This window comes from Flavobacterium sp. AC105 (assembly GCF_979258495.1).
In genome coordinates this window covers 4018131-4030669 of sequence record NZ_OZ409860.1, presented here as the reverse complement: position 1 = coordinate 4030669, position 12539 = coordinate 4018131, and the positions used below count along the sequence as shown (strand labels likewise).

Sequence of the window (12539 nt, the reverse complement as noted above, 5' to 3'; positions counted from 1 at the left end):
TCAGTCCCGATAGCTATCGGGATGGAATTTGGAATTTTCTAAACCTTTACCTGTATTTATCATTCAACCCAATATTCTCCAAAATCATCGGAATCACTTTTGCAATTCTCGTAAGTTTCGTTTTCTCTTGTTTGGCGGTTTCAATATATTCCAGAAATTCATATTGTTTATACGGACTGAATTTCTGAAAAGCTTCTGCTAAAGCTGGATTTTTGCCCATTTCTTTTTGGAGAAGTTCAGATATAATGGCTTCTTTTTTAGAAGGTTTTATAACTTTTCCCTGCTTTTCGTTTTCAATCGCTTCTGCTATATATGCTAAAATTTCTTTTTCATCTACTTCTTCTTTAGAAGTAAAACGCCATTGACGCATCGATTTTGTTTTGTCTTCCTGAGCATTGATTAATCTCTTTTTCTCATCTTTCAGGAAAACACCATTCAGAAACCAAATTGCAAAATAATCTTTAAAACCGCCAATTCCGATAACATTTCTTTTGTTGTAAACATAAATAGGACCGCCCCATTTTATGGTTTCAACCAGTTCAGTTTTGTCAATAATTGATTTCAGGAAAAGAAGTTCTTCTTCCCATTTATTGACTTTGTCCCAAACGTGTTTTTTCTCAGAATTCGGTTCCAATTTATTTTTTTCTTTTCGGTTTTTCGGTTACGTCAAAAATGTCGGGAATAGCAGTTAATTCGGCAATTTTTACAATTACATCAGTTGCTTTCTGGATACTTTCGGCAGGAACATATTCGTATTTTCCGTGAAAGTTATGTCCGCCGGCAAATATATTTGGACAAGGCAATCCCATAAATGACAATTGAGAACCATCAGTTCCGCCGCGAATAGGTTTTATGATCGGTTTAATGTTCAATTCTCTCATTGCTTTTTCAGCAATATCAACAATATGTTTTACAGGAAGCACTTTTTCTTTCATATTGTAATACTGATCTTTGACTTCGGTAGTTACAATAACTTCACCAAATTGTTTTGCAAATTTTTTATTGATTTTTTTGGCAATTTTCTCAATCAGATCTTTTCTTTTTTCGAATTTTAGTTTGTTATGATCTCTGATAATCAATTCTAAAACCGTTTCTTCGATACTTCCGGTTAAATGATGCACATGAAAGAAACCTTCATACCCTTTAGTTTCCTGAGGTGTTTCTCCTTTTGGTAATTCATTAATGAAATCATTTGCAATCAACATCGAATTGATCATTTTTCCTTTGGCATAACCCGGATGAACGCTTTTTCCTTTGAACGTAATTTTGGCTCCAGCCGCATTAAAATTTTCATATTCCAGTTCGCCAATCTGGCTTCCGTCCATCGTATAAGCCCATTGTGCACCAAACTTTTCTACATCAAAATGATGCGCACCGCGACCAATTTCTTCATCTGGAGTAAAACCAATTCTGATTTTTCCGTGTTTAATTTCCGGATGCTGAATTAAATATTCCATTGCAGAAACAATCTCGGTAATTCCGGCTTTATCATCGGCGCCAAGCAAAGTAGTTCCGTCAGTTGTGATAATAGTTTGACCTTTATATTGCAATAAATCTTTAAAGTAATTTGGAGATAAAATGATATTTTTTTCTGCATTCAGAATGATGTCTTTTCCGTCGTAATTTTCAAAAATTTGAGGTTTTACGTTTGCTCCGCTAAAATCCGGCGAAGTATCAAAATGAGAAACAAAACCAATCGTAGGAACTTCATGTTCAACATTACTTGGCAAAGTCGCCATGATATAGGCTTTGTCGTCTATAGTAACATCTGAAAGTCCGATTGATTTTAGTTCTTCGACTAATTTATTGGCAAGATTCCATTGTTTTTCTGTACTCGGCGTTGTTTGTGAATTTGGATCTGATTCAGTATCAATAGTTACATAACTAATAAAACGATCTATAATATGTTGCATTTGTTTGTTTTTTAGCAAATATAAGCAAATAATTAGGCGTTGTAAAGCTCTAAATTATGAAAAATGAAAAAGCGGGTTGAAAAAAGTTAGCCACGAATTCAAGAATTTTTGCTAATAAATAGTGGTTGCATGCTAAATATAAAATCCAATTTAACGAATTACAATTCGCTAAATTGGATTTTATATTTAAATTAATTCGTGAATTCGTGGCTAACTTTTTTTAAGACAGTTTACTGAACGCATCTAAAACCAATATGGTTCGCAGGTGATTTATAATCGCCTTTTCCTCTGGTTCCTACCATATAACGTGTACAATATTGATCTGTACATAAAAATGACCCGCCACGTTGTACTTTTTTAGGTAAGTTGGGTTCTCCGGGATCGTATGATGATTCAGGACCTTGCGGATTTTTGACCACTTTGCCTTCTTCGCTTATAACAGAGTAATAATCTGCAGTATACCAATCGTTTGTCCATTCCCAAACATTTCCGCCAATATCATAAAGACCATAAGGATTTGGTTCAAATTGGGCAGTTGGCGCAATACCAATATAACCATCTTCGCCAGTATCGCCTTTCTCGATAGGAAAGTGTCCCTGATAAATATTTGCCTGAAATTTTCCTTTAGGTTTTAATGTGTTTCCCCACGCATAAAGCTGTCCTGATTTTCCGCCGCGAGCAGCAAATTCCCATTCGGCTTCAGTTGGTAATCTTTTGCCTGCCCATTTTGCATAAGCAGCGGCATCGTCATAAGAAACCTGAACTACAGGATATTTCTCTCTTCCTTTTATAGAACTTCCGGCTCCTTCCGGATGTCTCCAGTCAGCACCATGAACATAAGACCACCATTGCATATAATTGCCTAAATCGACTTTAGCGGGAGTAGGTGTGAAAACTGCTGATCCTGCAATTAAATTTTCTATTGGAGCATCAGGATATTCTTCGTGAGTTGGCTTTATTTCAGCTAATGTTACATAACCTGTCGCTTTTACGAAAGCTTCAAATTGTTCGTTTGTAACTTCAGTCTGATCCATATAAAAACCGTCTACATAAACCCTGTGTATAGGCGCGGCATCTTTTGTAACACCTTTTATGCTGCACAAACTTTCATCTTCAACGTTGCTTCCCATCGAAAATTCTCCGCCTGGAATCCAAACCATTCCTTTAGGAACTTTGCCTGATGGTTTGTTTTTATTTTCGATTGTAGGTTTAAATAATGAAGATTCTGAAGTATTTGGAGTTTCCGCACAATCCATTGCAGCCAATTTTTGTTTTGGAACAATTAGTTTTGTGTATCCATAAGCAATTGAAATGATGGATATTGTAAGTATGGCTAAAATCCAGTAGGTTTTATTTTTCATTATAATTATTTTTAATCTAAATAGTGGTTTTGGCAATAGAACGATAAAATTAAAAAAAATAACTTTATAAAACTCTATTTATTTGATAAGGTTACTATAGTTTTATTTATCTTCCTCAACCTGAACAACTTCGTATTTGTCTTTACCGTCAACCTGAACGGGTTGATAATATGTTTCTCCAAATTTTACATATTTTACATCTCCTATAGTCACTTCTTCACCGCCTTCTGGCAAGTTGTCTACAAGAGTTCCTGCTGTTGGTGCAACTACTTTATAACTGCTGCCGTCTTTTTCATAATACGTTCCTCCGTAATAATAATTATTGACTGTTCCTGTATTTACGGTCTCGGCACCACTCGGAATATTATTTACGGTTCCTCCAACTGGCGCGGGCACAGCTGTATAACCTCCGCTTGTAGGTGTATACCAAACGCCCTGATCATAATGATATTGGGTACTTTCTACACTTACCACAATTGCAGTAACGGCTAACGTCGCCACAAAAAATCCCCACGGATGCCAAACTGGTCCCCAATAAAAAGGTCTGTATGGATGAAAGAAATAAGGGTTATAAGCACGATATCGATAACCGGCATATACGTAAGGAGGGCGAACATATGGTCTTACGCCGGGTCTTACTATTGTATTACGGTTGTTGCGTACATGTACACTATTGTTTACATTGATATTTACATTATTTCGGTTTCTATTAATTGTATTACCGCTAATATTGGTGTTTTTGTTTCCTGTTTTATTTCTGTTTATAGTATTTGAATTTCTATTATTTATACCTGTTGAAGGTCTGTTAATTTTGGTTCCGCTTCCATTATATCCAGGTCTGTTGGCAGTTGTTGGTTTTTTAATTCCAGATCCTGATGCTGGTCTGTTTACTGCAGGTCTTGCCTGTGTTGCAGGTCTTGCAGGTCTCGCCTGAACGCCACCGCCAGCTCTGTGCGCACCACCACCGCCATGACGTTGTGCTATACTATCAATTGAAATCAAAAAAAATGATCCCATTAAACACATCAGTGCTGTTTTTCTAAGAATTCTTTTTATACTTTTCATTTTCAGAGTTTTATATTAGCTAAAGTTATTAAAAAAAAATAATTTCAATACGAAAATAGTGACAATATTTTAAGGTGATTTATAAAGAAATATCCCATTGAATCCTAAATCGCCAACCGGCTTCCAGAGGGAGGGTTTTGTCCTGAAAACTGAAATAACTAAATTCAGATGTAAGTTTGTTTTTATGTCCTTTAAAAAACCAGTTAAAAGCTATCGTAGTTTCGTCCTGCAAATTCTGTCTAATGGTATTATCAGGCCGGTATGCCGCATGTCTTCCGGCCATTTCTAAATGTTCCGGCCACCAATTAAAAACATTATGAAAAAAATATCCAGCCTGAACATAATATCCTTTTAAGGTTGTTGTATCATCATTATTAAGTTTATCTATAATTTGTTTGGTGTGCCATTCGCTTTGCCATGAAAAACCATGATACATAAATGCAGTTTCAAAATTCCATTGGTTTACACGATATTGCCCCGGAAGTCCGTTTTCATAACCTTCTAAATAACCGCCTCCGGATTGCGAAAATCGAGTATACGGACTACGATTTGTTAATCCTGAAAAAGCGATAATTGGAGTTGGTTTTTCATGAAATTCCAAATCGCTACCTTCAAAATCCAGAAATCTCCCCAGAAAATTCCATTGTGCACGACCAAAATACATTAGATTATTATCATCGTTTGAAGTATTTCCTCTACCAGTTCCGGTTAGGGCAGCTGCCCAATAATTAAAATCAGCAATTCCCTTTCCTTTAAGATGACCGTAGATTTCAACTCCCATTTGTCTGTCTGCGGTAAACTGGCGATTAATTAAAGATCGATCTACAGTTTGCTGTTCGCCGCTGCTTATGAATCGTTCTCGTGTATATTCAACTTTCCATTGGCCGGCTTTAAAACTTAGCCATTCCCATTTTTCAACCATGATTCTAAAATCCAATAAATTAGACTGGCTCAGTTCGTATTCCCAATAATATTTCAGCCAGGGCTCAAAAGCATGTCCGCCAACTTTTAACCTGGCACGATTAATCTTAAAAGTAGTTTGTTTATCCTGACTGTAATCATCATAAGTTAAAGGATCCTGATCATTTGGAGTAGAAAACCTAAACTGTAAACGGCTTTGTAACTGAAAAAGGAATTTATTGTCTTTCGTTCTTAATTCAATTCCTTTATCACCATATCTAAAAGTAATAATTTTGGTGGTATCTTTTTCTAACTGTGCCTGACCAGCTATACTAAATAAGAACAGTATGATTACAGCCAAACCTTTTTTTAGGTATATTATTTTGTTTTGATAATGCATACGTTTTATTGAGTTTACACAAAATTTGATAACGATTTTCTAATTATTCTTTCTTCCAAAATTTTTAGCAATTCCTAATCCAATTCCCCAGCTATCATACGCATTCCATTTAATGTCGTAACTAAAAGTTCCAAATATTTCCCATCCTTTTGGTAGTTCATAACCATATTCAGCTCCGGCACGCGTTAAAAGAAAATCTTCTTCCTTAGCAAATTCGCCTCCCATTCCCAGTAAAAAACTCCAGTGATCGTTGAGTTTATAAATTCCCATAAGGGCAGGAGCAATAGGATAACTTCTTTCAACGGTTTCTTTGTCTTCGCCGCTAGCAAGATTTTTTTCGACTTTAAATTTTTCAATAATAAAATCGGTATGCAGGCCAATTGCCCATTTTTGACTTAGATGATAAGTATAATCAATTCCCCAGGCTGGTAATGCCAGAACTTCTCTGTTTCCGTCATCGTCAATTCCTTCAAATACATGAACATGATTAATTGAAATTCCAATTTGATGATGCGGCTTAAAAGCTTCTTTTTTAATATTTTCCTGAGCAATAGATTTAATACTGCCAATCGAACTAAAAACTAGTATAAAAAGAAAGGATTTATTGAAAGAACTATTTCTATACAGCATTTTATTATGAATTTAAAATCAAACAATTATGATTGTTTCAAAACAAGGATTTTCTTAATATTTATTGTTTCATTCAAAATTAATTATTAAAAGATCTAAAAGGGATATTGAAAGACTTGACATTGTTTCATTTTATAATTTGCAACGTTAAAAATTCATTTTCGCTTATGATTTTGCAATTTAAAATATTTTAAGTTTTTGAGGATAAACTTTCCTTTGTATAATGAGTTTGTATTTAGGGTGTTATAACAATCTTCAATTTATAAGAATAGATTTTGAAACTCTTATGATTTGTTTTTATAAAAAATAGTCACTTTCAAGTATAATAATTAAATTTGCCACCTGAAAAACAACAACAACACTTACTATGTATAAATTGATAATTCGTCCAATACTTTTTTGGTTTGATCCGGAAGAAGTGCATTACTTTACTTTTTCATTTGTTAAATTCATTTCAAAAATTCCAGGCGTTTCATCCATTATCAAATCAGTTTACGAAGTAAAAGACACTCGTTTAGAACGTGAAGTTTTCGGAATTAAATTCAAAAATCCGGTTGGACTTGCAGCAGGATTTGATAAGGATGCGAAGCTGTATAAGGAACTTTCTGATTTTGGTTTTGGATTTATCGAAATAGGAACGGTAACGCCGGTTGGACAGGAAGGAAATCCTAAAAAGCGTTTGTTCCGTTTAAAAGAAGATCAGGCGATTATTAACCGAATGGGGTTTAATAACGGCGGAGTTCTTGAAGCCGTAGAACGTTTAAAAAAGAATTCAGGCGTTTTAATTGGTGGAAATATAGGTAAAAACAAAGTAACGCCAAACGAAAATGCCGTTGACGATTATGTCATTTGTTTTGATGCTTTGTTTGATCATGCTGACTATTTTGTTGTGAATGTAAGTTCGCCAAATACACCAAATTTAAGGGCATTACAAGATAAAGAACCTTTGACAGCTTTGTTGCAAACCTTACAAAACAGAAATGTTGAAAAGCAAAAAACAAGCACTCAAAAAATAAAACCAATATTACTGAAAATTGCTCCGGATCTTACAGACGAGCAATTACTGGATATTATTGATATTGTAAAAACAACTCAAATTGCAGGAGTAATTGCAACAAATACGACGATTTCAAGAGATGGTTTACAATCTGAAAACCAATCAGAAATGGGCGGATTATCAGGAAAGCCATTAACCAAACGTTCGACAGAAGTAATTCGTTTTCTTTCGGAAAAAAGCAATAAAGCATTCCCGATTATTGGAGTAGGAGGAATACATGCTGCAGATGATGCTATCGAAAAATTAAACGCCGGTGCAAGCTTAGTACAATTGTATACCGGATTTATTTATGAAGGCCCGGCATTGATAAAAGCCATCAATAAAAAGATTTTAAAGCAATTGTAAAAGCAATATCTTTTTGATAAATAAATCGGAATATTATGAATTATGCTGTAAAAAGGTATTAATTTAAAATATTCCGATTTTTTATACATATAAATAAAGAAAATTATAACTTTTATTTCTTTAAAAAAGAAACTAACTTAGCCTTTACAAAAGAATAAGCTTTGAATAAAGAAATCAAAATTATCGAATGTCCTCGTGATGCCATGCAAGGCATCAAAACTTTTATTCCCACTGAAAATAAAGTTATCTACATTCAGGCTTTGCTTCGCGTAGGGTTTGATACCATTGATGTTGGAAGTTTTGTTTCTCCCAAAGCAATTCCGCAAATGCAGGATACTGCCGAAGTTTTGGCACAACTTGATCTTTCTCAGACTACGAGCAAATTATTGGCTATAATTGCCAATACACAAGGAGCTGCTTTGGCTTCAGAACAGGAATCTATTCAGTATCTGGGATTTCCTTTTTCGATATCAGAGAATTTTCAAATGCGTAATACGCATAAAACTATAGCAGAATCTTTAGTAACATTGGAAGAAATTCTTGAAATTGCCGATAAAAAAAATAAGGAAGTAGTAACCTATCTTTCAATGGGTTTCGGAAATCCGTATGGAGATCCGTGGAATGTTGAAATTGTAAGCGAATGGACTGAAAGACTTTCTAAAATGGGAGTGAAAATTTTATCCCTTTCTGATACTGTTGGGACTTCAACGCCGGAAGTGATCACGTATCTTTTCTCCAATTTAATTCCACAATATCCTCAAATAGAATTTGGTGCACATTTGCATACAACACCAAACAGCTGGTTCGAAAAAATCGATGCCGCTTCTAAAGCTGGCTGTACACGTTTCGATGGCGCAATTCAGGGTTTTGGCGGATGCCCAATGGCAACTGATAAATTGACAGGAAATATGCCCACAGAAAAATTGATTTCTTATTTTACTGCCAATAAAAAATCAACTGGCTTAAATTCATTAAGTTTTGAAAGTGCTTATAACGAAGCTTCAAAATTATTTGGAAAATTTCATTAGAAGAAAAAGACGAAATAAAATAATTTCAAGTACAAATATTTAATATTCCCATTATACTATTAAATAATAAAAAGACTACATTTACGTATAAATACAAACAATAAACAACTATCAAATAACGTTGTTTATATTTATTCAAATACTCAGCCATGAAATCAAACTTTATCAGCACGATTTCTAAAATTTTAATTTTAGTTCCTTTATTCTTTTCATGCTCAAGTGATTTAGATTTTGATCAGGTTAATGATTTCAAATTGGAACCTGTTTTCGTAGCAAATTTGGCTTATTTTGACATTCCTGCAACTCAACTTATAAATGACGGAAGTTTAGAGGTCTATCCTGATGTAGCTAATTTTGATGCTTTCAGAGATAAATACTTTTCAGATCATCTGGTTAAGGCAGAACTCGATTTCGAAATCGAAAATACCATAATCAGAGCATTTAGAATCGATATCATGCTTTTGGATGCTAATGATCAGGTACTTGAAACAGATTCGTATAATGTTCCGGCCTATTCAGGAACCTCAAATATTATTAAATTTCCAACAGAGGTATTCGAAAACCAAAGATTAGATCTCTTAAAAAGAACCGTAAAACTAGGTTTTTTAGTTACAATGGCGCCTGGACCTCCATTAGATAAAAATAGTACAGGTGATTTAAAATTTCGCTCAGGTGCAACTGTTTATATGGAAATCGAATGAGAATAATATATCTGATTTTAGTACTAGGTTTTCAGCTTTCCTGCTTTGCTCAAAATAAAGAAGTGCTGTATAATTTTACCGCCATTCCGCAATCATTGCTCGTAAATCCCGGAGCCGATGTTTCGTATAAATTTTATTTCGGAGTTCCAATTTTATCCGGAATTTCTGCTAATTTAGGATCCAGCAGTTTTTCTGCTTATGATTTATTTGGCAATAACGGCGTTGATTTTAATGATAAAGTCAGAAATATTATAAACCATTCATCCAATAAAGATAAAACTCAGGTCAACCAACAGCTCGAAATATTTTCAGGAGGTTTTAGAGTAGGAGGAAAGGAAAGTCAATCTTATATTTCGTTTGGAGCTTATCAGGAATTTGATTTTTTAATGTACTTTCCAAAAGATATTGCAATTTTAGCAGTAGATGGAAATCAAAATTATATTGGTAAATCCTTCAATCTCGCCGATCTTAATGTTAGAGCTGAGGTTCTTTCTGTTTTTCATGTAGGATTTCATAAAAAAATAAATGAAAAAGTTGTTTTAGGAGGACGTGCCAAAATTTATTCCAGTGGCGCCAACGCTACATCAACCCATAATTCAGGATATATTTATACGGGAAAAAGTATTGACGGACCTAATATGTACAATCAGGTCATTTCTTCTAATTTAGAATTGAAAACCTCCGGTCTTAGCAAATTTACCAAAGACGAATACGAAGGCAGTATTCCGAGTGATATTGCGCACAATACTTTTTTTAACGGAAGTTTAGGTTTGGGCCTTGATGCCGGAATTACTTATTATATTAAAGATAATCTGCAATTTACGGCAAGTATCATAGATCTGGGTTTTATAAAACAGTCAAAAGATATTGAAACATTAACCTATAAAGGAAATTATACTTATAACGGTGCAAATCCTAGTTTTGATGCTTCAAATAATCCTGATGATGTTTTTGATGACTTTAAAAAAGCTATTCCGCGTGATACTTTATATAATAAATACACGACTTGGCGGCCAACAAAATTATACTCGTCAATTCAATATTCATTTGGAGAATCCCGCTCTGGCGATGAATGCAATTGCAAAGGAAAAATCAATAGCAGATATCTAAATGCAGTTGGCGGACAACTATTTGCCATGACAATGCCAACCGAACCATACGTTGCTTTAACCGCTTTTTATAAACGAAGTATTTTCGAAAAATTAGATTTTAAAGCCACTTATACATTCGATCCGTATTCTAATAAAAACATTGGTTTAGGGCTTTCAGGAACACTCGGAAAATTAAATATGTATGTTCTCGTTGATAATGTCCTCGAATATAAAGACGTCTCAAAAGCTAATAGTATCGCATTTCAATTTGGTTTCAACTTGGTTTTCCAAAATTCGGAGGACTGATTTTTTTACCATATAAGTGATGTAAGTTCATTTCATCCATTTTTAGTACCAGTAATATGGCTTGTCAGTTCGAGCGGAGTCGAGAACTATACGTAAAGTAATATCAATTAGACCTAAGAAATTAAATGAACTTGTATCACTTATATGGTTAAAATGGTATTTATTAATTTATAAGAATCTTCCTGTAAAGTTAAATTTATGAATAAGTTAGTAATCAAGTTTCCAATTTATTCACTATATTTGCACGCAATTCAACTAGAAATTGCAACATGATAGCACACAACTCCAAGATTATCGGCGAAGGTTTAACTTACGACGATGTATTATTAGTACCTAACTACTCGAATGTGCTTCCTCGCGAAGTGAGTATCAAATCAAAATTTTCACGAAATATAACACTAAACGTTCCTATAGTATCAGCTGCTATGGATACTGTTACCGAAAGTGCAATGGCAATTGCTATGGCGCAAGAAGGCGGAATTGGTGTTTTGCATAAAAATATGACCATCGAGCAGCAAGCGGCGAAGGTTAGAAAAGTAAAGCGTGCTGAATCAGGAATGATTATCGATCCGGTAACTTTGCCAATGACTTCGACAATTGCAGATGCAAAAAACGCGATGAAAGAATTCGGAATTGGCGGAATTCCAATCGTTGACGAGAACAGAATCTTAAAAGGAATCGTTACAAACCGTGATTTACGTTTCGAAAAAAACGGATCAAGACCAATCGCTGAGGTAATGACAAGTTCAAACTTAGTAACTGTTGCCGAAGGAACTTCATTAGAACAAGCCGAAGTAGTTTTACAAGGACATAAAATTGAAAAATTACCAGTTGTAAACGCTAATTATGAATTAGTTGGTTTAATCACTTTCAGAGATATTACAAAATTGACTCAAAAACCAATCGCTAACAAAGATGTTTTTGGTCGTTTAAGAGTCGCTGCCGCAATTGGAGTTACAGGTGATGCAGTTCAAAGAGCAGAAGCATTAGTAAATGCCGGAGTAGATGCTATCATAATTGATACAGCTCACGGACATACAGAAGGTGTTGTGAATACCTTAAAAGAAATAAAATCAAAATTCCCAAATATTGATGTAATTGTTGGAAACATTGCAACTCCGGAAGCAGCTAAATATTTAGTTGAAAATGGAGCTGATGGTGTAAAAGTAGGAATCGGACCGGGTTCTATCTGTACAACCCGTATCGTTGCAGGTGTTGGTTTTCCTCAATTTTCAGCAGTTCTTGAAGTAGCAGCTGCTATAAAAGGAACTGGAGTTCCGGTAATTGCAGATGGTGGAATTCGTTATACAGGTGATATTCCTAAAGCAATCGCTGCAGGAGCTGACTGTGTAATGTTGGGTTCATTATTGGCAGGAACAAAAGAATCTCCGGGTGAAACGATCATCTTTGAAGGAAGAAAATTCAAATCATACCGCGGAATGGGTTCAGTTGAAGCCATGCAAACCGGTTCAAAAGACCGTTATTTTCAGGATGTTGAAGACGACGTTAAAAAATTAGTTCCGGAAGGAATCGTAGGTCGTGTTCCTTACAAAGGTGAATTAAACGAAAGTATGCTTCAGTTTGTTGGAGGTCTTCGTGCCGGAATGGGATACTGTGGTTCAAAAGACATCCCGACTTTACAAGAAACCGGACGTTTTGTAAGAATCACGTCAAGCGGAATTACTGAAAGTCATCCACATAATGTTACAATCACTAAAGAAGCTCCAAATTATTCGAGATAA

The 12539-nt window shown here is 34.7% G+C and carries 11 protein-coding genes; 5 read left to right on the top strand and 6 right to left on the bottom strand.

Going from position 1 to position 12539, the window contains the following annotated elements:
- Positions 1-46 precede the first annotated feature (46 nt).
- The 6 genes from ACZ0AH_RS16575 to ACZ0AH_RS16550 all read right to left on the bottom strand — a co-directional run bounded on the left by ACZ0AH_RS16575 (position 47) and on the right by ACZ0AH_RS16550 (position 6269).
- Positions 47-634 (bottom strand): YdeI/OmpD-associated family protein, encoded by a 588-nt coding sequence (locus ACZ0AH_RS16575; RefSeq protein WP_463476907.1) that lies wholly within the window; start codon positions 632-634, stop codon positions 47-49.
- 1 nt (position 635) lies between these two features.
- A complete protein-coding gene (gene pepT, locus ACZ0AH_RS16570; protein WP_463476906.1) occupies positions 636-1913 on the bottom strand; it encodes a peptidase T in 1278 nt (425 codons plus the stop codon).
- Between the two features lie 230 nt (positions 1914-2143).
- Positions 2144-3274: a formylglycine-generating enzyme family protein gene (locus ACZ0AH_RS16565; protein ID WP_463476905.1), complete on the bottom strand. Its 1131-nt coding sequence runs from the start codon at positions 3272-3274 to the stop codon at positions 2144-2146.
- A 102-nt stretch (positions 3275-3376) separates the two neighbouring features.
- Positions 3377-4339 (bottom strand): DUF6515 family protein, encoded by a 963-nt coding sequence (locus ACZ0AH_RS16560; RefSeq protein ID WP_463476904.1) that lies wholly within the window; start codon positions 4337-4339, stop codon positions 3377-3379.
- A gap of 79 nt (positions 4340-4418) precedes the next feature.
- On the bottom strand, positions 4419-5639 hold the full coding sequence (locus tag ACZ0AH_RS16555; protein ID WP_463476903.1) for an OprO/OprP family phosphate-selective porin: 1221 nt from the start codon (positions 5637-5639) through the stop codon (positions 4419-4421).
- A gap of 39 nt (positions 5640-5678) precedes the next feature.
- Entirely contained in the window at positions 5679-6269 is a 591-nt protein-coding gene (locus ACZ0AH_RS16550) for a hypothetical protein (RefSeq protein ID WP_463476902.1), read from the bottom strand.
- A gap of 367 nt (positions 6270-6636) precedes the next feature.
- On the opposite strand from ACZ0AH_RS16550, the gene ACZ0AH_RS16545 reads away from it, so the two are divergent.
- From ACZ0AH_RS16545 to guaB, 5 genes are all read left to right on the top strand, one after another.
- Positions 6637-7671: a quinone-dependent dihydroorotate dehydrogenase gene (locus ACZ0AH_RS16545; protein ID WP_463476901.1), complete on the top strand. Its 1035-nt coding sequence runs from the start codon at positions 6637-6639 to the stop codon at positions 7669-7671.
- A gap of 161 nt (positions 7672-7832) precedes the next feature.
- On the top strand, positions 7833-8699 hold the full coding sequence (locus ACZ0AH_RS16540) for a hydroxymethylglutaryl-CoA lyase (RefSeq protein ID WP_463476900.1): 867 nt from the start codon (positions 7833-7835) through the stop codon (positions 8697-8699).
- Between the two features lie 149 nt (positions 8700-8848).
- Positions 8849-9400 (top strand): hypothetical protein, encoded by a 552-nt coding sequence (locus ACZ0AH_RS16535; protein ID WP_463476899.1) that lies wholly within the window; start codon positions 8849-8851, stop codon positions 9398-9400.
- Positions 9397-10797, top strand: coding sequence for a DUF5723 family protein (locus ACZ0AH_RS16530; protein WP_463476898.1), 1401 nt, complete (start codon positions 9397-9399; stop codon positions 10795-10797). Before ACZ0AH_RS16535 ends, ACZ0AH_RS16530 begins: the two co-directional genes overlap by 4 nt.
- Before the next feature lie 269 nt (positions 10798-11066).
- Positions 11067-12539: an IMP dehydrogenase gene (guaB, locus tag ACZ0AH_RS16525; RefSeq protein WP_463476897.1), complete on the top strand. Its 1473-nt coding sequence runs from the start codon at positions 11067-11069 to the stop codon at positions 12537-12539.

What these genes read in the sequence shown, in the direction of transcription:
- ACZ0AH_RS16530 (WP_463476898.1), top strand. Translation starts at nt 9,397, where the DNA reads ATGAGAATAATATATCTGATTTTAGTACTAGGTTTTCAGCTTTCCTGC.
- ACZ0AH_RS16555 (WP_463476903.1), bottom strand. Translation starts at nt 5,639, where the DNA reads ATGCATTATCAAAACAAAATAATATACCTAAAAAAAGGTTTGGCTGTA.
- ACZ0AH_RS16565 (WP_463476905.1), bottom strand. Translation starts at nt 3,274, where the DNA reads ATGAAAAATAAAACCTACTGGATTTTAGCCATACTTACAATATCCATC.
- pepT (WP_463476906.1), bottom strand. Translation starts at nt 1,913, where the DNA reads ATGCAACATATTATAGATCGTTTTATTAGTTATGTAACTATTGATACT.
- ACZ0AH_RS16545 (WP_463476901.1), top strand. Translation starts at nt 6,637, where the DNA reads ATGTATAAATTGATAATTCGTCCAATACTTTTTTGGTTTGATCCGGAA.
- ACZ0AH_RS16535 (WP_463476899.1), top strand. Translation starts at nt 8,849, where the DNA reads ATGAAATCAAACTTTATCAGCACGATTTCTAAAATTTTAATTTTAGTT.
- guaB (WP_463476897.1), top strand. Translation starts at nt 11,067, where the DNA reads ATGATAGCACACAACTCCAAGATTATCGGCGAAGGTTTAACTTACGAC.
- ACZ0AH_RS16560 (WP_463476904.1), bottom strand. Translation starts at nt 4,339, where the DNA reads ATGAAAAGTATAAAAAGAATTCTTAGAAAAACAGCACTGATGTGTTTA.
- ACZ0AH_RS16550 (WP_463476902.1), bottom strand. Translation starts at nt 6,269, where the DNA reads ATGCTGTATAGAAATAGTTCTTTCAATAAATCCTTTCTTTTTATACTA.